The 21497-nt window shown below is 60.2% G+C and carries 25 protein-coding genes and 1 tRNA gene; 18 read left to right on the top strand and 8 right to left on the bottom strand.

All coding sequences use genetic code 11. The features are described from left to right. The first annotated feature begins 22 nt into the window (after positions 1 to 22). The 4 genes from ilvC to ACPYOJ_RS01585 all read left to right on the top strand — a co-directional run bounded on the left by ilvC (position 23) and on the right by ACPYOJ_RS01585 (position 3442). Positions 23 to 1042, top strand: a complete 1020-nt coding sequence (gene ilvC, locus ACPYOJ_RS01600; protein WP_481414686.1) for a ketol-acid reductoisomerase — start codon at positions 23 to 25, stop codon at positions 1040 to 1042. 393 nt (positions 1043 to 1435) lie between these two features. Then, positions 1436 to 2365, top strand: coding sequence for an ABC transporter substrate-binding protein (locus ACPYOJ_RS01595; protein ID WP_481414834.1), 930 nt, complete (start codon positions 1436 to 1438; stop codon positions 2363 to 2365). Further along, positions 2362 to 3060 carry a L,D-transpeptidase gene (locus ACPYOJ_RS01590; RefSeq protein ID WP_481414685.1) on the top strand — a complete coding sequence of 233 codons (699 nt, stop codon included), beginning with the start codon at positions 2362 to 2364 and terminating at the stop codon, positions 3058 to 3060. Before ACPYOJ_RS01595 ends, ACPYOJ_RS01590 begins: the two co-directional genes overlap by 4 nt. A gap of 70 nt (positions 3061 to 3130) precedes the next feature. After that, positions 3131 to 3442 (top strand): hypothetical protein, encoded by a 312-nt coding sequence (locus tag ACPYOJ_RS01585; protein ID WP_481414684.1) that lies wholly within the window; start codon positions 3131 to 3133, stop codon positions 3440 to 3442. 37 nt (positions 3443 to 3479) lie between these two features. Here ACPYOJ_RS01585 and ACPYOJ_RS01580 read toward each other — a convergent pair whose 3' ends face one another. The 3 genes from ACPYOJ_RS01580 to ACPYOJ_RS01570 are packed head-to-tail and all read right to left on the bottom strand — an operon-like array spanning position 3480 to position 4638. Further along, complete coding sequence (locus ACPYOJ_RS01580) at positions 3480 to 4055, bottom strand: class I SAM-dependent methyltransferase (RefSeq protein WP_481414683.1); 576 nt, start codon at positions 4053 to 4055, stop codon at positions 3480 to 3482. Further along, the gene (locus ACPYOJ_RS01575) at positions 4052 to 4429 is read right to left on the bottom strand and encodes a PIN domain-containing protein (protein WP_481414682.1); all 378 of its coding nucleotides are present in this window, start codon (positions 4427 to 4429) and stop codon (positions 4052 to 4054) included. Before ACPYOJ_RS01575 ends, ACPYOJ_RS01580 begins: the two co-directional genes overlap by 4 nt. Further along, positions 4429 to 4638, bottom strand: a complete 210-nt coding sequence (locus ACPYOJ_RS01570) for an AbrB/MazE/SpoVT family DNA-binding domain-containing protein (protein ID WP_481414681.1) — start codon at positions 4636 to 4638, stop codon at positions 4429 to 4431. The genes ACPYOJ_RS01575 and ACPYOJ_RS01570 overlap by 1 nt, the downstream gene beginning before the upstream one ends. Before the next feature lie 217 nt (positions 4639 to 4855). On the opposite strand from ACPYOJ_RS01570, the gene ACPYOJ_RS01565 reads away from it, so the two are divergent. Then, complete coding sequence (locus ACPYOJ_RS01565) at positions 4856 to 6076, top strand: aminotransferase-like domain-containing protein (protein WP_481414680.1); 1221 nt, start codon at positions 4856 to 4858, stop codon at positions 6074 to 6076. 25 nt (positions 6077 to 6101) lie between these two features. Here ACPYOJ_RS01565 and ACPYOJ_RS01560 read toward each other — a convergent pair whose 3' ends face one another. Continuing rightward, the gene (locus tag ACPYOJ_RS01560; protein ID WP_481414679.1) at positions 6102 to 7157 is read right to left on the bottom strand and encodes an aldo/keto reductase; all 1056 of its coding nucleotides are present in this window, start codon (positions 7155 to 7157) and stop codon (positions 6102 to 6104) included. A 183-nt stretch (positions 7158 to 7340) separates the two neighbouring features. Here ACPYOJ_RS01560 and ACPYOJ_RS01555 point away from each other — a divergent pair, with 183 nt between their 5' ends. From ACPYOJ_RS01555 to ACPYOJ_RS01525, 7 genes are all read left to right on the top strand, one after another. Further along, complete coding sequence (locus tag ACPYOJ_RS01555) at positions 7341 to 8318, top strand: ABC transporter substrate-binding protein (RefSeq protein ID WP_481414678.1); 978 nt, start codon at positions 7341 to 7343, stop codon at positions 8316 to 8318. Positions 8319 to 8325: 7 nt separating this feature from the next. Beyond that, complete coding sequence (locus ACPYOJ_RS01550) at positions 8326 to 10020, top strand: ABC transporter permease (protein WP_481414677.1); 1695 nt, start codon at positions 8326 to 8328, stop codon at positions 10018 to 10020. Then, the gene (locus tag ACPYOJ_RS01545; RefSeq protein WP_481414676.1) at positions 10008 to 11036 is read left to right on the top strand and encodes an ABC transporter ATP-binding protein; all 1029 of its coding nucleotides are present in this window, start codon (positions 10008 to 10010) and stop codon (positions 11034 to 11036) included. Before ACPYOJ_RS01550 ends, ACPYOJ_RS01545 begins: the two co-directional genes overlap by 13 nt. Before the next feature lie 64 nt (positions 11037 to 11100). Next, complete coding sequence (locus ACPYOJ_RS01540; protein ID WP_481414675.1) at positions 11101 to 12213, top strand: endonuclease/exonuclease/phosphatase family protein; 1113 nt, start codon at positions 11101 to 11103, stop codon at positions 12211 to 12213. After that, positions 12210 to 12956 (top strand): NUDIX hydrolase, encoded by a 747-nt coding sequence (locus tag ACPYOJ_RS01535; RefSeq protein WP_481414674.1) that lies wholly within the window; start codon positions 12210 to 12212, stop codon positions 12954 to 12956. The genes ACPYOJ_RS01540 and ACPYOJ_RS01535 overlap by 4 nt, the downstream gene beginning before the upstream one ends. Positions 12957 to 13023: 67 nt before the next feature. After that, a complete protein-coding gene (locus ACPYOJ_RS01530) occupies positions 13024 to 13938 on the top strand; it encodes a PhzF family phenazine biosynthesis protein (protein ID WP_481414673.1) in 915 nt (304 codons plus the stop codon). 124 nt (positions 13939 to 14062) lie between these two features. Beyond that, positions 14063 to 14138: transfer RNA gene (locus ACPYOJ_RS01525), tRNA-Lys, on the top strand. Between the two features lie 197 nt (positions 14139 to 14335). Here the strand turns inward: ACPYOJ_RS01525 and ACPYOJ_RS01520 are convergent. After that, positions 14336 to 15241 (bottom strand): LysR family transcriptional regulator, encoded by a 906-nt coding sequence (locus tag ACPYOJ_RS01520; RefSeq protein ID WP_481414672.1) that lies wholly within the window; start codon positions 15239 to 15241, stop codon positions 14336 to 14338. Between the two features lie 129 nt (positions 15242 to 15370). Between ACPYOJ_RS01520 and ACPYOJ_RS01515 the strand changes: the two genes are divergently transcribed. The 4 genes from ACPYOJ_RS01515 to ACPYOJ_RS01500 all read left to right on the top strand — a co-directional run bounded on the left by ACPYOJ_RS01515 (position 15371) and on the right by ACPYOJ_RS01500 (position 18273). Further along, positions 15371 to 15850: a carboxymuconolactone decarboxylase family protein gene (locus ACPYOJ_RS01515; RefSeq protein ID WP_481414671.1), complete on the top strand. Its 480-nt coding sequence runs from the start codon at positions 15371 to 15373 to the stop codon at positions 15848 to 15850. A gap of 74 nt (positions 15851 to 15924) precedes the next feature. Further along, positions 15925 to 16677, top strand: coding sequence for an SDR family oxidoreductase (locus tag ACPYOJ_RS01510; protein ID WP_481414670.1), 753 nt, complete (start codon positions 15925 to 15927; stop codon positions 16675 to 16677). 71 nt (positions 16678 to 16748) lie between these two features. Then, positions 16749 to 17171 carry a cupin domain-containing protein gene (locus tag ACPYOJ_RS01505; RefSeq protein ID WP_481414669.1) on the top strand — a complete coding sequence of 141 codons (423 nt, stop codon included), beginning with the start codon at positions 16749 to 16751 and terminating at the stop codon, positions 17169 to 17171. A gap of 73 nt (positions 17172 to 17244) precedes the next feature. Further along, positions 17245 to 18273, top strand: a complete 1029-nt coding sequence (locus tag ACPYOJ_RS01500) for a mechanosensitive ion channel family protein (RefSeq protein ID WP_481414668.1) — start codon at positions 17245 to 17247, stop codon at positions 18271 to 18273. On the opposite strand, the gene ACPYOJ_RS01495 is transcribed toward ACPYOJ_RS01500, so the two are convergent. Continuing rightward, the gene (locus ACPYOJ_RS01495) at positions 18256 to 18744 is read right to left on the bottom strand and encodes an RrF2 family transcriptional regulator (protein ID WP_481414667.1); all 489 of its coding nucleotides are present in this window, start codon (positions 18742 to 18744) and stop codon (positions 18256 to 18258) included. The two genes, ACPYOJ_RS01500 and ACPYOJ_RS01495, sit on opposite strands and share 18 nt — an antisense overlap. 374 nt (positions 18745 to 19118) lie before the next feature. Here ACPYOJ_RS01495 and ACPYOJ_RS01490 point away from each other — a divergent pair, with 374 nt between their 5' ends. Beyond that, positions 19119 to 19448 carry a hypothetical protein gene (locus tag ACPYOJ_RS01490; RefSeq protein WP_481414666.1) on the top strand — a complete coding sequence of 110 codons (330 nt, stop codon included), beginning with the start codon at positions 19119 to 19121 and terminating at the stop codon, positions 19446 to 19448. A gap of 126 nt (positions 19449 to 19574) precedes the next feature. On the opposite strand, the gene ACPYOJ_RS01485 is transcribed toward ACPYOJ_RS01490, so the two are convergent. Beyond that, positions 19575 to 20012 carry a CBS domain-containing protein gene (locus ACPYOJ_RS01485; protein WP_481414665.1) on the bottom strand — a complete coding sequence of 146 codons (438 nt, stop codon included), beginning with the start codon at positions 20010 to 20012 and terminating at the stop codon, positions 19575 to 19577. Between the two features lie 226 nt (positions 20013 to 20238). On the opposite strand from ACPYOJ_RS01485, the gene ACPYOJ_RS01480 reads away from it, so the two are divergent. Continuing rightward, positions 20239 to 20637, top strand: a complete 399-nt coding sequence (locus tag ACPYOJ_RS01480; protein WP_481414664.1) for a cupin domain-containing protein — start codon at positions 20239 to 20241, stop codon at positions 20635 to 20637. Between the two features lie 14 nt (positions 20638 to 20651). On the opposite strand, the gene ACPYOJ_RS01475 is transcribed toward ACPYOJ_RS01480, so the two are convergent. Next, complete coding sequence (locus tag ACPYOJ_RS01475) at positions 20652 to 21467, bottom strand: IclR family transcriptional regulator (RefSeq protein ID WP_481414663.1); 816 nt, start codon at positions 21465 to 21467, stop codon at positions 20652 to 20654. Positions 21468 to 21497 lie beyond the last annotated feature (30 nt).

Below are 21497 nucleotides of genomic sequence, written 5' to 3'. Positions count from 1 at the left end.
AAGCAAAGGGAAGGAAAAATCAATGCGCGTCTATTATGATCGTGATGCCGATCTCAATCTCATCAAGTCCAAGAAGGTCGCCGTCATCGGCTACGGTTCGCAGGGCCGCGCGCATGCGCTGAACCTGAAGGACAGCGGCGCCCAGAACGTCGTCATTGCGCTCAAGGCCGGTTCGCCGACCGTCAAGAAGGCCGAAGCTGACGGCTTCAAGGTCATGACCGTTGCCGAAGCCGCCAAGTGGGCCGATCTGATGATGATGGCAACGCCGGACGAACTGCAGGCCGACATCTACAAGTCGGAAATCGCTCCCAACATTCGCGACGGCGCAGCGATCGCTTTCGCGCACGGCCTCAACGTCCACTTCGGCCTCATCGAGCCGAAGGCTTCCGTCGACGTCGTCATGATCGCCCCGAAGGGTCCGGGCCACACGGTTCGCGGCGAATACCAGAAGGGCGGCGGCGTTCCCTGCCTCGTTGCCGTTAACCAGAACCCTTCCGGCAATGCCCTTGAACTTGCTCTCTCCTACGCCTGCGGCGTCGGCGGCGGCCGCTCCGGCATCATCGAGACCAACTTCCGCGAAGAATGCGAAACCGACCTCTTCGGCGAGCAGGTCGTTCTCTGCGGCGGTCTCGTGGAGCTCATCCGCGCTGGCTTCGAAACGCTGGTCGAGGCCGGTTATGCTCCGGAAATGGCCTATTTCGAGTGCCTGCACGAAGTGAAGCTCATCGTCGACCTGATCTACGAAGGCGGCATCGCCAACATGAACTACTCGATCTCGAACACGGCCGAGTGGGGCGAATACGTCACCGGTCCGCGCGTCATCACCGAAGAGACCAAAGCCGAGATGAAGCGCGTCCTGAAGGACATCCAGACCGGCAAGTTCACCTCCGAATGGATGCAGGAATACCGTTCGGGCATGGCCCGCTTCAAGGGCATCCGCCGCAACAACGACAGCCACCAGATCGAAGAAGTCGGCGCCAAGCTCCGTGGCATGATGCCGTGGATCGGCAAGAACAAGCTGGTCGACAAGTCGGTCAACTAAGGAGCTTGCCGATCCCCGTTTGTCGCTCTGCACGCCTTTGGCGATGCGGGCATCGGGAAGAACAAGGTGGTCGACAAGTCGGTCAACTAAGGCCTTAACGTCTACTGAATGAGAGGAAGCCGGGCATGTCCCGGCTTCTTTTTTGTGTGATTTTTCGGGATCTAAGGCCGTTTTGGGCCTGTACTGCGGACAAAATGGGCAACGACAAGTTGACGCGGGTGATCAAGCTGATGCATCCTCGCCGGCAAATGACTGGCTTTTGCCTTGAGCGGGGGGCTCAGCGGAGGGACCCGGGCGTACCCACGCCCCATGTGGCAGTCATCGATCGCATGGCATGCAGTACGTTCTGGATTTCCGGGGGATGGGACTGTGAAGCGAAATGCATCGAATTTTCTGACGTTGGCCGCCGTTGCGACATTGCTTGCGGCATTTCCGTCGGTGGCGGCCGACCTGACAATCTCCGCGCCGAACTGGCCTTCGGGACAGGCGACAGCCAACATCCTTAAGGTCGGCATCGAAAAGACCTTCGGGCTGCAGGTGGACGTGCAGGCCATGGGGACGATGACGTCGTTCGTCGGGATGGAGACCGGCAAAGTCGATGTCCAGCCGGAGGTGTGGCGGCCGAATTTCGACGACCTCGTCAAGAAGTACGTGGATGAGAAGGGCGAAGTGACGCTGAGCAACAAGAGCGTCGCCGCCTGGCAGGGACTGTGCGCGACTGCAGCGGCGGCGAAGACCATCAAGTCGGTCGCCGATCTCACCGATCCCGAAAAGACGAAGGTACTGGATACCGACGGCGATGGCCGGGGCGAGATGTGGATCGGCGCTCCCACCTGGCTTTCGACCGGGATCGAGCGGGTGAGGGCGAACAGCTACGGCTACGCGTCGAACCTGACTCTCGTCGAGGCGGAGGAAGAGGTTGCGATGGCGGCCGTCGATGCGGCCGTGGCGACCGACCGGCCGATGGTGTTCTATTGCTACGCACCGCACCACGTTTTCCAGCTACACGAACTGACCAGGCTCGAGGAGCCTGCGCATGATCCGGCGAAGTGGAAACTGGTCTCCGCGCAAGACCCGCTCTGGATCAGCAAGTCGAGCGCTACCACCGCCTGGGACGCGGCGCACTTCCAGATCGCCTACGCGTCGACTTTTGCGAAGAAGCGTCCCGAGATCGCGCAATTCCTCGATAAGGTAGATTTCTCCTCCGACGAGGTGACAGGGATGAGTTATGCGCTCGGGGTCGAGCGCCAGGCGCCGCTCGACTATGCGAAAAAATGGGTCGAGCAAAATGCCGCGCGCGTCGAGGGGTGGGCAAAACAATGACGGCGATCTCTGGCACCTCACGCCTTGCGACTGCTTCCAGGGCACGGAAATTCGGGTTTGCGCTTCTTGCCGCCGGCCTTTGCCTGGCGTCTGTTGCTGCTCTTGCCCAGACGCAGATTTACGACGCCAGAGCGGGCAAGTGGGTCGACTACGACAAGAAGAAGGCCAGGCAGCTCTATGCCCGCAACAAGCAGTTGCCCGAGGCGTTCCGAAGGCAGCTCGTAACATTCCGCACGGCCGAGGAGCCGGGGACGATCATCATCGACGGCAACCAGCACTTTCTCTATCTGGTGCAGCCGGGAGGACAGGCGATACGCTATGGCATCGGCGTCGGGCGGGAAGGGTTCGGTTGGGCCGGCATCGTGCGGGTCGGTCGAATGGCGGAAAATCCGACCTGGACACCGCCGCCGGAAATGGTGGCGCGCGACCCGAATGCGGCCAAATGGGCAGCCGGGATGCCAGGCGGCCGGCCCGACAATCCGCTCGGTCCCCGTGCGATGTATCTCTACGAAGGCGACAACGACACGATCTACCGCATTCACGGAACGATTGAACCGTGGACGATCGGGCTCGACGTTTCCTCCGGCTGCATCCGGCTGAACAACGACGATGTTGTCGACCTGTACTCACGGGTCTCGGTTGGCGCGAAGGTCATCGTCTTGATGCAAGGGGCGGCGCTCTACAGGGGAATCTGACGACTGGACGGCAAGGCCGGCGAGGGCGCGTTTTGAGGAATGAACGGAGGCGGACGTGTTGGGGGCACCTATGAGCGGGCGTTTGAACTGGACGATGGCATTCATTTCGGTTGCGGCGGCACTTCTTGGTGCCTGCCAATCGTCGTCACCGCCACCGACGGACATGTCGCGAACCAGCTTGCAGACGGCGCCGGCGGATCTGCAACTGATGTGCGCCAATGCTGCCGCAGGTAGCGCCGGTACGACTGGCAGCAAGGTTCTCCCTGTCAGCTCGCGGCAGCTCGACGCGGTCACATATGGCGTCGATCTCGACGCGGGTGGCCGCAAGTTCGCCTGTGTCGTGGACAACAACGGGACGGTACGTTCCATCACTCCAGCGTAAGGCGGTTTTGCGGAGCGGAAAACGCTCCCGGCCCTTGCTATTTGCGAGCCCTCACGAAAAGCCAGCGCGTCGGCTTGTTGTCGTAGCCGCTACCATCGGCTTCGTCGATGCTGATGTTCTGCCAGCCGCCGGCAGACAGCAATCCCGAAAGCCAGGCCGCGGAAGGATAGTTGTAATAGCGGCCGAAGCTGTCATGACCCTCTGCCGTTCCCGCCTTGAAGCTTGCATGGAAGACGCCGCCATCGCTCAGTGCACGGCAGATGCGGGCGAGTGTGGCTGGCAAATCCGCGCGCGGCACGTGCAGCAGGCTGGCCTCGGCCCACACACCGTCGAATTCGCTTTCGGCATCGAGCGTTTCGAAGCGCATGACTTTCACCGGTCTGGCGAGCAGCTTCTCCGCCTGCTTGGCCAGTTCCGCCGAGCCGTCCGTTGGAGTCACGTCGAATCCTTTGGAGAGCATGTAGGCGCTGTCCTGCCCGCCGCCGCAGCCGAGCTCCAAGATCCTGGCGCCGTCGGTGAGGGCCGTGAGAAACGCATCGAGCCTCGCCCTCGGCAGCTTCCGGTTTCGCGAGGCATAAGTCTCGGCGTTTTCGTCGTAGAATGAAGAGGTCATACGTTCTTCTCGAAATATACGACGTGATCGAGGTCCTTGAAGTGTGCGTCCAGTGTCAAGATATCGGCATCGTGAAGCTCTGCGGTCGCATAGATGATAGCATCGGCCATAGCCAGCCTGTGAGCGGCCGAAATCTCCGCTGCGCGCCGGGCGAGCATCGTTTCTAGCGGTACAACGATGCATGTGGTCGTGTAGGCGAAGAAACTATCGACAGCCTCTTCGCCGCGTTCCCGCTCAAGCCATTTTGCGAGTTCGAACTGCACGATCGTCGGAACGATGCATTGGCTTCGATCAGGCATCTCGTCTTGAAGGCGTTTGGCCAACTTGCCGTGAACCAGCCATTCGATCCAGGCGGAGCTATCGACCACACGCATCAAAAGCGATCGTTTCTGTCGCGGTAATTCTCGGGGTTTGCTCCCTTTGCAAGCCCACGAAGATCATTCAATTCTGGGACCGGCATCAGCAGGACGCCCTTGCCTTTGGGGACAAAGACGAATTCCTGCCCCGCCGACCAGTGCTGCCGGTCGCGGACTTCCTTGGGGATGGAAATCTGAAATTTCGCAGATAGTGTTGCCGTCGCCATTCTTACCCGATCCTTATCGATAGAAAAAAGGTAAGAAAATAACGTTAGTCGGTCAAGACCCGCTCGATTTCCAGCGCCTCGCTATTCCTGTCAATGCCGCTTTCGAATACAAGACCTGAAACTTGTCACTGTTACAAGAAAATAGGTCAGCATTCTTGACTTAATTTTTGTTGCGTGATTTGGTCCGCAAACGACAAAAAATTACGAGGAAACTCCCATGTTGAATTGGGACAATATCTTTGCGACCCGTTCGTCGCGCATGCGTGCATCGGAAATCCGTGAGCTTCTGAAGCTTCTCGAGCAGCCGGACATCATATCCTTCGCCGGCGGCATTCCGGATCCGGCGCTGTTTCCCGACAAGGAATTCAAGGCCGCCTATGCCGATATTTTCGAGAGCGCTGCCGTCAACTCGGCGCTGCAATACTCGGTGAGCGAAGGCTACAAGCCGCTCCGCGAATGGCTGGTCAAGCAGATGGCGGCGCTGGGCATCCCCTGCGGCCTCGACAATGTCTTCATCGTTTCTGGCTCACAGCAGGGTCTCGATTATCTCGGCAAGCTTTTCCTGTCGCCGAAAGATACCGCACTCGTAACCTGGCCGACCTATCTCGGAGCGCTGCAGGCCTTCAACGCCTATGAGCCGTCTTACGACCAGTTGACGCCGAACGGCAACCGGACGCCCGAATCCTACCGTGCGACGGCGGCCCAGAATGGCGGCAAGGTGAAGTTCGCCTATCTGTCCGCCGATTTTTCGAATCCGACCGGCGAAACGGTCGATCGCGCAGGCCGCGAAAAAGTTCTGGAGCTTGCAGAAGAACTCGACATCGCTGTTATCGAGGACGCCGCCTACCAGTCGCTGCGCTATGATGGCGAGGCGATCCCGCCGATCCTGGCGCTGGAAATTGCCAAGAAGGGCCATATCAACGATACGCGCACGATCTATTGCGGCAGCTTCTCCAAGACGCTGGCGCCCGGCCTTCGCGTCGGCTTCATTGTCGCCAACGCGCCGGTCATCCGTAAGCTCGTACTTATGAAGCAGGCCGCCGATCTGCATTCCTCGACGATCAACCAGATGGCGATTGCCCAGGTTGCAGAGCGCGGTTTCGATGCGCAAGTCGCCAAGATCAAGGCCGCCTATAGCCATCGGCGCAATTGCACGCTAGCCGCGCTCGAAAAGCACATGCCTGAAGGTATCCGCTGGACGAAGCCGGAAGGCGGCATGTTCATCTGGATCACGCTGCCGAAGGGCATGGATGGCGCGGCGCTGCTCGCGAAATCGATCGAGACCGCCAAGGTTGCATTCGTTCCGGGCAAGGCGTTTTTTGCCGACGGCTCGGGCGAGAACACGATCCGCGTCAGCTTCTCGTGCGCCAACGATCAGATGATCGAGGAAGGCATCGGCCGTCTCGGCCGGCTGATCGCAAAGGAAATCGGCGCCTGAACGGCGCCGATCTCTTCGAAGCCTATTATTTCAGGTGCGGGGCGAACAATTCCATGTCCGCCTCGCCCAAACGGTCTTTCGCCGTATTGAGCTGGTGCCAGTAAGGATAGATTACCGGCGGCACACTGACGTCGTCGAGGCGCTTGCGTTCGTCGTCTGTCAGCTTCAGGTCGGCGGCAGCGAGGTTGTCCTTGAACTGCGCCTCGGTTCGGCCGCCGATGATGACCGAAGTCACGGCCTTGCGACCGATCAGCCACGCGAGCGCGACCTGCGCCGCCGACACGCCGCGGCTTTCGGCAATCGAGACCAGCGTTTCCACGATATTCCAGAGGCGGTTTTCGTCGCGGATCGGTGGTTCGGTCCAGCCGGCGAACTGGCGCGTGCCCTCGGGCGTCGCCTGATTGCGGCGATGCTTTCCGGAAAGCAGGCCACCGGCAAGCGGGCTCCAGACCAGGACGCCAAGACCCTGATCGACGGCAATCGGAAGCAGCTCGTATTCGGCATCGCGGGCTTCGAGCGTATAGTGGATCTGCTGGCTGACGAAGCGCTGGTATTTGTATTCCCTGGAGACGCCGAGCGCCTTCATGATGTGCCAGCCCGAGAAATTCGAGCAGCCAATGTAACGGACCTTGCCATGCCGCACGAGCGTGTCCAGGGCCTCCATCGTTTCTTCCAGCGGCGTCTGGCCGTCCCACTCGTGGAGTTGGTAGAGATCGATGACATCAGTCTTCATGCGCTTCAGGCTGGCTTCACAGGCGGCGATGAGGTGCTGCCGCGACGAACCGGCGTCGTTCGGCCCATCGCCCATCGGGAAGCGGGCCTTGGTGGCGATCAGCACGCCGTTCTTGCGCTGCCCGCCGAGAATTTCGCCAAGGATTTCCTCGGAGAGACCGGCCGAATAGACATCGGCGGTGTCGATCAGATTGACGCCGGCATCGAGGCATATATCGACGAGGCGGCGGGCGTCGGAAACGCCGAGCTCGCCGACGGCTTTCGCCCAGGTCTTGCCGCCGAAGGTCATCGTGCCCATCGTCATGGTCGAAATCCTGAGACCGGAGCGGCCCAGCTGGCGATATTCCATAGTCGCTCTCCTCACCTTAAAAATCGAAAAATCGAAACGTGGGTTAGAAAATAGCGGGATACCGTCACGGTCAAGTACAGCCTCTCACGCCCATGTATTCACGGTGGCCGTTAGCCGAGTGTCACAATCATGTTATTCGGCCTGTCTATGGAACGCCTCATGTTCATCATGAGGGAAATAGCCATGAAGAAGCTCTCCGCCTTTGCCGCGCTGCTGGCGGCCGGTCTCGTCTCCGTTTCGGCCCAGGCCGCAAATCTCGTGCTTTATACCAGCCAGCCGAACGAAGATGCGCAGGCGACGGTTGATGGTTTCATGGCCGCCAATCCCGACATAAAGGTCGATTGGGTTCGCGACGGCACGCCGAAGATCATGGCCAAGCTTCAGGCCGAAATCCAGGCCGGCAACCCGGTTGCCGACGTCCTGCTGATCGCCGACGTCGTGACGCTGGAGCGCCTCAAGGAAGACGGCAAGCTGATGGCTTACAAGTCGCCGGAGGCCGCCAACTACGACGCCGGGCTCTACGACGCCGACGGCTATTACTACTCCACCAAGCTGATCACCACCGGCATCATGTACAACACGTCCGCTTCGATGAAGCCGACGAGCTGGAAGGATCTCACGAAGCCGGAGGCCAAGGGCCTCGTCACCATGCCGAGCCCGCTCGCTTCGGGTGCAGCCCTGATCCACGCACAGACGCTGGCCGCCGTTCCGGGCCTTGGCTGGGACTACTACAAGGCGCTCGCCGAGAACGGCGCGAGCGCTTCCGGCGGCAACGGCGTCGTCCTGAAGTCCGTCGCTTCGGGCGAGAAGGCTTACGGCATGGTCGTCGACTACCTGCCGATCCGCGAAAAGGCCAAGGGCGCTCCGGTCGAGTTCGTCTTCCCGAGCGAAGGCGTTTCGACCGTCACCGAGCCGGTCGGCATTCTCGCCAGCGCGAAGAACGTCGACGCCGCCAAGAAGTTCGTCGACTACGTTCTCTCCGAAAAGGGCCAGGAAGGTTTCTTGAAGCTTGGCTACATTCCGGCTCGCAACGGCATGAAGCTGCCGGAAGGCTTCCCGGCACGCGACACCATCAAGGTTCTGCCGGTCAACGCCGCCGAAGCGCTGAAGAACACGGACCAGGACCTGAAGACCTTCTCCGGCATGTTCGGTTCGAACTGATCGGTCCATGCAAGGATACGTACGTCCAGGAAACAGCCAGCCCGCCTGGCTGTTTCCTTTTATTGTCAGTGTGGTTCTTTTCCTGAGCGTGCTGCCCTTGGCGCGGCTCGCAATCGTCGGCATCTCGGCCTTTGCCAATGGCGGCGTGATGGTGGTTCTGTCCGATCCCATGGTCTGGTCGGCGGTTTATTACACCATTGTCACGGCAATCCTCGGAACCATTATTTCCCTCATCATCGGCTGCGGTTTCGCCTATTTGCTGACCCTCACCGACATCCCCGCCAAAGGGCCGCTCAGCTTCTTCTTCGTGCTGCCGATGATGATTCCGCCGCAGGTCACCGCGCTTGCCTGGGTGCAGATGTCCGGTCCGTCGAGCCCGCTTCTGAAAGCGCTGCATATCGCCCCACCACTCGGCTCTCCACAGCCGCTCTATTCGGTGGGCGGCATCGCGTTGCTTTACGGCGTGCAGCATGCGCCGCTCGTCTATCTGGCGCTGAGGGCAGGGTTGATGGCGCTACCGCGCGACGGCGTCGAAGCCGCGCGGCTTTCCGGCGCCTCGAGCCTGCAGGTCTTTCGTGACGTCATCCTGCCGCTGTCACTGCCCGGTGTCATTGCCGGTGCGGCGATCTCCTTCGTCTCCTGTACCGGCAATTTCGGAATTCCGGCGATCCTCGGCATCCCCGCCTCGATCTTCACGCTGCCGACGCTGATCTTTTCCAAGTTCACCGCTTTCACCAGCCGCACCTTCGGCGACGTGGCGTTGCTGTCGGCGATCATCGCGACCATTTCCGTCGTGGGACTTGCAATCCAGGATCGGGCCCTGCGCGGCCGGGATTATCGCGTCCTCGGCCTTTCCGGCGCGACAGCCGCATTCGAGCTGGGGACGTGGAAGCTGCTGTTCACGCCGCTGCTCTGGATCGTCCTGTTCTTCATGCTGGCCGCGCCGTTCTTCGCGCTGGTTGCGGGCGCCCTGGTGCCGGCCTATGGCGTGCCGCTCACCTTCAAGACCATGACGCTGCATGCCTTCGAGGAGATTCTCTTCCGACAGACCGTGACGCGCACGGCATTCGTCAATTCGCTTTCTCTTGCGGCTGGAACAGCAGTTGGTCTCCTTCTGGTGACGGTGCTGGCGGCCTATGTCTTGACGCGGCGCAAGGATGCAATCGCGCGTGCCATATCGAGCCTGATCGAGATTCCCTATTCGCTTCCGGGCATCGTCATGGCTGTGTGCTTCATCCTGGTTTTTGCCGCGCCGCTGCCGGTCCTCAACGTCACGCTTTACGGCACGATCTGGATCATCCTGATTGCCTATTTCTCGAGCTTCTTTGCCGTCAGCCTGAAACCGGTCGTCAGCGCCTTCCACCAGCTCGATCCGGCACTGGAGGAGGCGGCGCGGCTTTCCGGTGCAGGCTTCTTCCGGCGACTCAGGGACATCATCGTGCCGCTGGTCGCTCCGGCTGCGGGTGCCTCGGTCATCCTCGTCTTCCTGATTGCCTGCAACGAGCTGACGATTTCGGCGCTGCTCTGGTCCGCGGGCACCCAGACCCTCGGTGTCGCGATCTACAATCTCGACGACAGCGGCAGTTCCGACCTAGCCTCGGCGCTTTCCGTGCTCGTCGTGCTGATGGTCATTTTCATGATGTTGCTGCTGGAATTGCTGGCCAAGCGGCTGCCGAAGGGAGTGGTGCCTTGGCGAAGCTGATCCTCAACCACGTCAGCAAGGATTTCGGCACCGGAAAGCCCGCGGTCAGCGCGCTTTCGCTCGAGGTTCGCGAAGGCGGGTTCCTGGCGCTGCTCGGACCTTCCGGCTGCGGCAAGACAACGGTGCTCAGGATGATCGCCGGCTTCGAGACCCCGACCGACGGCTCGATCCATCTCGGCGAGCGGCTGCTTGCCGATGCGTCGCAGTCGCTGCCGCCCGAACGGCGCAACATGGCGATGGTTTTCCAGTCCTATGCGCTCTGGCCGCACATGAGCGTCGCCGACAATGTCGGCTATCCGCTGAAGGTGCGCGGCATTGGGGGGGAAGCCTATCGCCGGAAGGTGCGGGATGCCCTTTCGACCGTGCGGCTTGCCGACTATGCCGAGCGGCGTCCGGCCGATCTTTCCGGTGGCCAGCGGCAGCGCGTGGCGCTTGCGCGCTGCCTGGTGACATCGCCCGATGTGGTGCTCCTCGATGAACCGCTCGCCAATCTCGACCGGCACCTGAAGCAGGAGATGGAAGAGAGTTTCCGTGAGTTTCACCAGCGCTCCGGCGCCACCATGGTCTATGTGACGCATGACCAGAGCGAGGCGATGGCGCTTGCAACGGACGTTGCGGTGATGTCCGAGGGCCACCTGCTGCAGGTCGCGCCGCCTGCCGAGATCTACGCGCGCCCAGAGGGGCGGGTCGTCGGCGGACTGGTCGGGCGAGGCGCGATCCTGACCGTGCAGTCTCCCATCGGTGACAAGCGTGATCTTGATTGGAATGCGCTGCAGACCATCATTGGAAGCCAGCCGGGCGAGGGGTCGCAGGCCGATGTGCTCGTCCGTCCCGAAGACGTCGTGCTTGGGGCAGAGGGCATTGCGGCCACGGCGGAATCCGTTCTTTACGAAGGCGAGCGTTACGCGCTGAAGCTCACCCTTGAGAACGGCCAGTCGCTGCGTGCCTTCAGCCGCATCGCAGTGCTGCCCGGCGAGCCGTTGAAGGTTACGATCCGCGCGGCATGGCGGCTTTGATTTCTGCCTTCCCGAACGCTTCTTTCGTCTCTAGTAATGGCGTAACGCCAACCGGAAACGCCCGATGCCGCTTCGCCTAGCCACATTCAACGTCGAAAACCTGATGACGCGTTTCGATTTCACCGGCTTTCGCAATCAGCTGCGTCAGGACCGGGTCATCAAGCTGTTCGAGGTCCAGAGCGAGGGCGTCTATCAGCAGCTCGAGCAGGCCCGCGTCATCGCATCCACCGACGACACCCGCCAGATGACGGCGCTGGCGATTGCCGACGCCGATGCCGACATTCTCTGCCTGCAGGAAATCGACAACATGGCCGCCCTGCAGGCTTTCGAATACGGCTATCTGTTCCGCATGGTCGGAAATGGCTACCGGCAGAGATATCTTGTCGAAGGCAATGACAGCCGCGGCATCGATGTCGCGGTGCTGATGCGCGAGGAGACGCGTGACGGGCAGAAGATCGAGCTGCGCGACATCAAGAGCCATGCCGCGCTGACCTATCGCGACCTTGATCTCTTCGACGACAAGCTGGCGCTCACGAACCGTATCGACGACAAGATCTTCAAGCGCGACTGCCTGGAGCTCGACCTTTTGATCGGCGGCGTCCCCTTGTCGCTCTATGTCGTGCACTTCAAATCGATGGACGGGCCGCGCACCAATGGTGTCGACAGCAGGCACGCGACGATGCCAATCCGCCGGGCGGAGGCATCAGCGGTGCGCCGGATCATCGAGAACAGATTTGGCGCTGGAAATACCGCCAACAAGAACTTCGCGATCTGCGGCGACATGAACGACTATCAGGAGCGTATCGACGTGATCGGGACGCGCAGAAGCGGATATCGCTTCGAGCATCAGGACGAGACCGAAAGCGCGCTCGATGTTTTCAGCCATGACGGCTTTGTCGAGAACGTCGCCCGCCGCCGCGATCCGCTCGACCGCTGGACGCTCTATCACGCCCGCGGTCCTGAGGAGCAATGGCTCTGCCAGCTCGACTATATCTGGCTGTCGCCGGCGCTCGCCAGAATGAACGGCGAGAGAAAGCCGGAAATCATTCGCAGCGGCCAGCCGTTCCGCACCGTCTTTCCGCCCGGCCAGGAAGCGGAGCGCTATCCGCGCACCGGCTGGGACCGGCCGAAAGCCTCCGACCATTGCCCCCTCGTGATGACATTGGATTTGAGATGAACATGCATTTTTCAGAGGATTTTGCCGGCTGGCCGCCGGAAAAGACGGTGTTTCCCGTGGCTGCCGTCAACCTTCGTGTGCTCGACGGCGAACATCCCTACCGTCAGGCAAAACGCGAGGATATCGCCCGCAACTGGGAGGCAGAAGTAAGGGCAAACCCGGCGCTCTTCGATGGCCGAATGGTGTTCCAGCACCGGCTGTCGTTGGGAGAAGACGGTATTGCAGGGCAGGGATACATCGTTCCCTTTTCGACCTTGATGTATTGGCGCCGGCAGCAGGATCGCGGCGGCGCCATGCATCTCTTCGCCTATCCGGTGATCGAGAGCTCGGACGGCGCGCTGGTGGCAATCCGCATGGGCGCACACACGGCCAATCCGGGCCAGGTCTACTTCGCCTGCGGTTCGCTCGAGCCGGAGGATATCGTCTCCGGCTTCTGCGATCTGGAGCACAACATGCGCCGCGAGGTGTTGGAGGAAACGGGGCTCGATCTTGCCGATGCCAGGCCGGGCGAAGGCTACCATGCCAGCCACTTTCGCCGGGCGCTCACCATCTTCCGCATGTTCACCTTCGACATGACGGCAGACGAGATTATCGGGCGAATCGAGAGGCACATGACGGTGGCCGAGGATCAGGAGATCGCCGGTGCCGTCGCGATCCGCTCCGCCGATCATTCGACCTATTCCTATAACATCAGCATGCTGCCGGTCATCGATTGGTATTTCACTCGCCGAAACGAAGCTTAATGCCTTGCACTCGTTTCTGCGGTCGGGCAGGTTGCAGGTCCGAGGACCGAGAGACAAGGAGGCCGATGTGGCGCGCAGCTACAGCGTCTATGACGTGTTCACCGACCGCAAACTCGCCGGAAATCCGCTGGCCGTCATCTTCGACGGCGAGGATTTGAGCGACGAAGCAATGCAATCGATCGCCCGCGAGATGAACCTTTCGGAGACTGTGTTCGTGCAGGCTTCAGCCAATCCGGCCTACACCGCCAGGCTCAGGATTTTCACGCCCGGTCGCGAACTTCCTTTCGCTGGTCATCCGACGGTCGGTACGGCGATAGCGCTCGCGGAGCAGGCGCATGGCGGCGACATGACGCTGGACCTCGTTTCCGTGCTTGAGGAAAATGTCGGGCCTGTGCGCTGTGCGGTCCGGCTGCGGAGAGGAGAGGCGAGCTTTGCCGAATTCGACCTGCCGAGGAAATCCCAGCAGATCAATATGCCGCTTGAAAAGCTGGGCATCGCCAACGCGCTGTCGCTGAAGGTGACGGAGATCGGCTTCGAAAATCATGTGCCGTCGCTCTGGACCGCCGGCGTGCCTTTCCTGCTGGTTCCTGTTCACGATGTCGGTGCGGCAATGCGGCTCGAGTTCGATCCGCAGCTCTGGGAGAACACCGTCCCCTTTGTCGATGGCTCGCTCGCCTCTGCCTACATCTACTGCCGCGCCGGCGTGAACCATCCGGCGAGGTTCCATGCCCGCATGTTTGCGAGCGGCATGGGAATAGCCGAGGACCCGGCGACCGGCTCGGCTGTTGCGGCACTTTCGGGGGCGATCCACCATTTCGACCGGCTGCCGGATGGTCATCATCCGATGGCCGTCGAGCAGGGTATCGAGATGGGCCGGCCATCCTTGATTCATCTGCATGTGGATGTCGAAGGCGGCACGATCTCCAATGCCCGGATTGGCGGGCAGGCGGTGCGCGTCGCAACGGGCACGCTCGACCTTTGATTTCATTGCATTTCAGCCATGCGGAAAAATCTTCGAAATTAATCGAAGAATTTTCCGCATGGCGCTGGACAAGGTGAGCGATCCTGTTTATACGCCCGGTCACACCGCGCAGCCAAGCGCGAACGGGTGATTAGCTCAGTTGGTAGAGCAGCTGACTCTTAATCAGCGGGTCGTAGGTTCGAGCCCTACATCACCCACCATTTTTCAAAAGAATTCAATGTGTTGATTGCGTTTATCCGGCGTGGAGACACGGGTACGACGCTTGGGAACAAATGAGAGCATTTCGCCTCTAGCCTAAGTGTCTTCTCAACACGATCGCTTGACCAAGGTAGCCTTGTGTGGCGCTCGACCCGGGGAAGCAGGTACGGCGAACGTGCTGCTGGGACGGGCGGGATCGTCACTTCGACGAGGCCATCAGAGGATCCTCACCGATTGCTTCTACCAGGAAATCGATGGCTGTCCTGACGCGGAGCGGCATGCTGCGGCGGGATGGATAGACCAGGTTGATCGGCAGGCGCGTCGGTGGAAAATCCGGCATTAGGTTTATCAGCCTGCCGGCCTCGATATCGGGGCCGGCAAGGTGGTGGGACAGGATCGCAAGGCCAGCTCCTGAAAGAGCGGCGCGGTGAACCGCAACGGAGTTATTGGCGATCAAGCGCGGTGCGATCCGCACGGAAATCTCGTCGGCTCCGTTGGAAAACGACCACGAGCGGCCATCACCGCCACGGCTGTAGCAAATGCAGGCGTGGCCAGTGACATCTTCCGGGGTCTTCGGCGTCGACCTTGTCTGCAGGTAGCCGGGCGCTGCAACGAGAAAGGCCGTCGTCCAGCCGATCCGGCGGCAGATCAGGCTGCTGTCCGCGACGGTGCCAAGGCGGACCTCCAGATCGATTCCCTCTCCGACGAGATCCGACGGCTCCTCCCGAAAGAGCAGTTCGACGGCCAGTCCCGGGTGGCTTTCGAGCAGGCTTTGCAGGCGGTCGCTCACGTAAAGCCCGAGCGGTGAGGGCAGGCTGAGCCTGACCTTTCCCGATGCCATGGCGCCTTCGGTGCTGCTGTTTTCGCCAAGGGCATCGACCGCTTCGATGACCTTGAGCGCCAGCGGGATCATGTGCTCGCCCTCAGCCGTCAGCGCCAGCGCGCTTGTCGTGCGATGCAGAAGCCGCGTGTTCAGATAAGCCTCCAGGGCGGAAACCTGCCGCGACACGGCGGGCTGCGTCAGATTGAGATCAACGGCCGCAGCCGAAAAGGAGCCGGTCTCCGCGACCCGCAGGAACGTCCGCAACGCGCAAACAATGTCCATTTGGTCCCCATACTTCTGAACATAAGCCTTATGTCCGCAGCTTATGCAGGAATGGCTTGCCTGTCCAGATATTGCGGATATCTTGTATCCATAAGGATATCAAATGTCCTTAATTAAGGAGAGAGGCCGATGACTCAGCGCCTGAACTACGCCCAGCAGTCCCCCGAATTCTTCAAAAAACTTTCCGACCTCAGCATGGCGCTGAAGGACAGCGTTATCGATCAGAAGATCCGCGATCTGGTGAATATCCGCGCGTCACAGATCAATGGTTGCGCCTTCTGCCTGGACATGCATGTGAAGGAAGCCAAGATTCACGGCGAGAGCGAATTGCGCCTCTACCATGTCGCCATTTGGCGGGAATCGAACCTCTTTGTCCCGCGCGAACGCGCAGCCCTTGCCTGGACCGAAGCCGTCACCGAGCTTCCCGAAGGCGGCATTCCGGATGAGCTTTATGAGCGGGTACGCGGCCAGCTTTCAGAGAAGGAGATTGCCGATCTCACGTTCTCGATCATGACCATCAACTCCTGGAACCGTGCTAGTATCGCCTTCAAGGCCGTGCCCGGCTCGGCCGACAAGCTCTACGGCCTCGAAAAGGCTGGCCTGAACTAAGCATCAGCATTCAACCCTTGGAAATGAATTGAACAACGCTGTGCACGCAACTGCCGCGAATGGAGGATTTTATCATGAAAATCGTAATCATAGGCGGAACCGGCCTCATCGGTTCCAAGACCGCTGAACGCCTGCGTAACAAGGGTCATGAGGTTATCGCAGCCTCGCCCAATACCGGCGTCAACACGATCACTGGCGAGGGCCTTGCCCAAGCGCTCGCTGGCGCCGAGGTTGTGCTCGACCTTGCAAACTCGCCGTCGTGGGAAGACAAGGCCGTGCTCGAATTCTTCCAGACCTCGGGCCGCAATCTGACGGCGGCGGAAAAGGCAGCCGGGGTGAAGCATCATGTCGCGCTTTCCATCGTCGGCACGGATCGCCTGCCGGAAAGCGGATACCTGCGCGCCAAGGTCGCCCAGGAAAAGATCATCCGGGAATCCGGCATTCCCTACACGATCGTACGTTCCACGCAATTCATGGAATTCCTCGGCGGCATCGCTCAAGGGGGCACGACCGGCGACACTGCCCGCCTGTCGACGGGCAATCTGCAGCCGATCGCCTCTGATGACGTCGCAGACTTCATGACGGACGCGGCCCTTGCCCCGCCGGTCAACGGCATCATCGAGATTTCCGGCCCTGAGCGCGCACGCCTCTGCGATTTCGCCGCTCGTTACCTCAAGGCGATCGGTGATACCCGCACGGTCGTTCCCGATCCGGAAGCCCACTATTTCGGCACCAAGCTGGAAGACGGTTCGCTCGTCTCCGACAACAATCCCCGCCTCGGCCGGATCAATTTCGACCAATGGTTTGCAACTGCTCCGCGCCGATAACGGGCTCGGACCGTGCCGGATGCGCCTTGCCCCTGAGGCGCATCCATTCAACCTCCAAAAGGAATGGAAAGATGAAAAAGTTGCTCTTCGCGGCGCTCGCAATCACAGCGCTTTCTTTCGGCCCTGCCTCCGCCGATTACACGGGCGGCGGTAAGGACGCCAAGGTTACCTTGGTCTATGAACATGAATTGCCGAACGTGCCGGGCAAGAGCATCAAGGGCATTCTCGTTGAATACGCTCCCGGCGGTTTCTCCGAGGGCCATACGCATCCGACTTCGGCCTTCATCTATGCGACGGTTCTCGAAGGCTCGATCCGCAGCCAGGTCAATGACGGCCCGGTGAAGGTTTACAAAGCAGGCGAGAGCTTCTCCGAAATGCCGGGCGACCGCCATGGCGTCAGCGCAAATGGCAGCAAGACCAAACCCGCCAAGCTGCTGGCTGTCTTCGTCGTCGATACCAACCAGAAGGAATTGACCTTCCCGCTGAAGAAGTAATACCTGAGGGCCGGATGCCAGTTTGGTATCCGGCCCTCTGACAAACGCCCAACCCTTGCCCGCGAGCCGTGCCATGTTGAGTGATCCTCTTCTGCTGCCGTTCCTGCTGATCGATTTTCTGGGGATCGTCGGCATCGTCGTCTGGCTTCTCCAGGGTCGCAAACGCCCGACCGAGCGACTTGTCGTTCAGATCCTCTTCTTCGCCGGAATGACGGCCGTGCTTGGCTTCAGCGGGATCCTGCCGCATCGGGTGAGCGACACCGATCCGAAAGGCGTCGTCGCGCCGCTGGCCACGCTGGCGCGCGTTCTCTGGTGGACCCATCTGGCATGGGCGACCATAGGCTTCGTGCGCATCTATATCGTTCTCGACCGCAGGCCGAGAGAAGCGCGGCTGATCCAGGATCTGATCGTCGCCGCCGTCTATCTCGGGGTGACACTGTCGATTATGGGTTTTGTCTTTGGCGCACCGATCGGAACGCTGGTCGCAACATCAGGTGTGGTTGCCATCATCTTCGGTCTTGCGCTTCAGAATACTCTGGGCGACGTCTTCTCCGGCATTGCAATTACCCTCGGCAAGCCATTCGTCATCGGCGATTGGATTCAACTGGCCGACGGCACTGAAGGACGCGTCATTGAAAACGACTGGCGTTCGACACATCTGCTCACCGGCGCCCACAATGTCGTCGTTCTGCCTAACAGTGTTCTCGCGAAGGTCGCTCTGACCAATCTCAGCCGTCCGGACGAAACGCATCAGATCGCGCTGACCGTCCGTATTGCCGCGGCGCACACACCCCAGCGCGTCGAGGAGGTCATGCTAGCTGCCCTGAAGGAGAGCGTCAGAATCGTGCAGGAACCGCCGCCGATCGTCGTTCTGAAGGCAATCGACGCTGTCGCCATCGAAACGGAATTGCAGTTTCGCGTCACCAGCCCGGCCAACCGGACGCCGGCCCGCAACGAGGTGATCGATCTTGTCCACCGCCACTGCGAGGCAAATGGTGTTCGCCTTGCAATGCCGCCACAGAGCTATCTTTTACCGCTGCCTGCCACAGGCGAGGATGCCGCCGGCGCGACCGTCAAAACCCGCTCAGCCGGCGCGCTCTAGCACCCATTCGAACGTGCTCTTCCAAAGCTCCGGCGGAACCTCTTGCGACAATTTTTGACCGAGATCTGCCAGGGTGACGCTGCGAAGCTTGGCGCGCCAGGCTTCGTCTGCTTCCCACATGATGCGCGCCACCGCGCATGGGCTGCTTTCGCAGTAGCCTTGGGGACGGCAGGGATTGTTGGCGCGGATATTGTTGCAGACAAAGGTGCGGGCCTCGCCCTCGACAGCTTCGACGATATCGAGGAAGGTCAGCTCGGCAGGCGGTTTCGCCAATCGGTATCCGCCGGACGGACCGAGGGTCGTATGCACAAGACCCGCCTGCGACAGGCTCTGCAGCGCCTTCGACAGATATTCCTTCGGCAAGCCATGCAACTCGGCCAGCGCTTTGGTGGAAAGATACCTGCCGGCAGGCAGTCCGGAGAGGATGGCGCAGCAATGAAGCGCCCATTCGACTTGGCTTTTGAGGATCATCAATTCGTTCCGAAGGCCGATGGCGATTGGCCATTACGGATACATAATATCCATATTTCTTTGTTATGTAAATCTGAGAGCTAAATAGAATGCTGATCGACTGGCACGGAGGCAGGGATGAGAAATCGGCTTTCGGCTGAAAGGTCGCTGAACCGGCAGACAGCGGCCCGTCTTTGAGCTTTGCGTGGATCAAATCCATTTTTGCGGAGTTAGGCTTTAGCGCGAGCAAGGACTGGCACTTTTCGGAACGGGGGCGCAGGTCTCCGCCCGTAACGCAAGGGCTTTTCACGAGCCTTTGTTCTGCTGTGCACGCAGCGGGCATTCAAATCGTTGCAGTGCCTTCCTACCTTTAAGGGAGACGAGGTAACTGTGTAGTGCGTGTGATCAAATCCAATGGCCGCGAATGGAAGATCGTCCTGCTTCAGGGCGCGTACCATTTGCAGGATGACACCGGGGCGTTAACTGGCCCGTTCTTCTCGGTAGGACAAGCGACGGAGTGGGTCAAAGGATACGTCTCCCATGACGCCGACCTGATGGCGGAAATCTGTGCCTATGCTGATAAAGTGGAGGAAGGAACTGCTCAATCCCGAGCGGGATCATCATTGGCAACTGATCTTGCTGCGAGGTTCTCGCATCGAACGGCGAGCGAGATAGAAGACAAGCTCAAGGAAGTCTGGCGTGCTCGACGCCTTCGCTGGGATTGAATGGCCGAAGCGCGGTTTTGAGGCGTGGCGGCGCCGAAATGTCCTCGCGCCAAAAGCAACGGCGCGAGGCCCCGATCTGAGCGTCACTGGCTAGCGGACGCTTTCGCTATGGGTCTACGCCGACCGTCAGTGCGCTGTCTGTGAATGTTGGCCGCCGTGTTGCGAGATGCCGCTCAGTGCCTTACCCGTTTCCATGGCCTCGCCCTTCATAGCGAGATCACCAAGCGAGATAATGCCGATGAGCCGCTTGCTCCGGCTCAGGACTGGCAGGCGCCGTACTTGAAGATCGCCCATGTTATGAAGGACGTCTTCCACATTTTCGTCTTCGAAGCAGTATTTAACGTCGGTACTCATCACGTCGCGAACCTTTGCGTCCGGGCCCATGCCTTCTGCCACGCCACGAATGGCGATGTCGCGATCGGTAATCATGCCGACTAAGCGATCATTCTCACCCACCGGAAGAACGCCGGCATCGAGACGTCCCATCATCAGGGCGACATCGCGTAATGTCTGTTCCGGATCGGTGATCTGGACGTCCGTGGTCATGCAATTGCTGACTTTCATGATAACCTCCCTGACGTTCCCGCGCCGAGTAGCTCGGGATGAAAAGAGTCAACGCGCACCGGTCGGAAACGTTCCTGGAAAGTGGGCAGTTGGCGGCTGCCGCCGCAGTGGACGCAATTCGTTACAAAATTCCGGTCCCGTAGACACATCCCCGGTACAATTTCACGCTGAAATCCTGACGGCGGCCTTGAAGGCAGCGATCGAACACCGTGAGGAAAGGACAAAGATGAAGACGACCCGGATAGTGACACTCGCCATGCTATTGATCAGTAGCGCCATGGCGTTCTCGCCGGCACAGGCGGAGCAGCCACTGCAGCGCACCGATCTTCTGAAGAACGATATCGACGTGCCCGGCTACGAGGTCGTGCAGGTGCGGGTCGATATCGCGCCAGGCGTGCTTGCCGCCAAACACTCCCATCCCGGCGAAGAAGTCGCCTATGTTCTTGAAGGAAAGCTGGAATACCGCCTCGAAGGCAGGCAGCCCGTGACGCTCAGCGCCGGCCAGTCCCTATTCATTCCCTCTGGCGTTGTCCACTCTGCCAAGAACGTCGGCAGCGGCAAGGCGTCGGAACTCGCAACCTACATTGTCAAGAGAGGCGAGGTGCTGGTCGTACCCGCAAAGTAAGCGCCATTCTGTGACTAACGTTCACCATGACGGTGCGCGGCTTGCGCGGGTCCGGAGCTATAGCCAAGTCGCTCCGAAAGCTCGTTTGCGGCGCGCAGCAGGCTTTCCAGATAGGATTGCCGGTTGCGCAGCCCGTCTTCCTTTGGAGCGACAAGGCAAAGGGTTGCAACCGCTTGCCCGTCAGCCTGCTGCACTGGCACGGCAAAACAATGTGTGAAGTTTTCCACCTCGCTGTTGAACGTGAAATAGCCGTCGATCGAGGCCTGGCGGACCTCGGCGATAAAGCGTGCCGGCTCAAGTCGCTTGCCATTCGGCAGCACAAAATCCTCTTGCGGGATAAAATCCGAGATCTCGCTGTCGCTTAGATGCGAGACGAGAAAACGGCCGGAGGCCGTCCACGGGATGGGCACCAGTTCGCCGATGTTCGAGGATATGCGGAAGGGCCTTAGGCCTTCGCGCATCATGGCGACGGTGTACTTGTTGCCTTCCAGCACGCACATTTGCGCCGTCTCGCGGGTTTCTTCCGCAAGGCGCGCGAGCATGTCTTCGGATTCCCGCATCAGGTCGAACTGATCTGCGTAGGCGGTCCCGAAAAAGTAGAGTTTACGGCCGAGGAAGACGCGACCGTCACCGCCCTGATAATCAAGCATGCCGTGACGCAGAAGAAGATTGATCAGTTCATAAACCGATGAACGCGGAGCGCCGATCTCGACGGCTATCTCGTTCGGCCGCATCGGCTGGCGTTTCGTGCGCAGAAATTCGAGAATTTCAAAGGCGCGATCAAGGCCGCGTGTGCGCCGCGCTACCATGTCTTCTGCGCCGTCAGCCATACTCAACTACCTCCTGGAGAAGGCGCAGCC

It is taken from the genome of Rhizobium sp. SVR5-9E (genome assembly GCF_056755095.1).
Note: the sequence above shows the minus strand (reverse complement) of the source record. Positions and strands in the feature narration are given on the sequence as shown.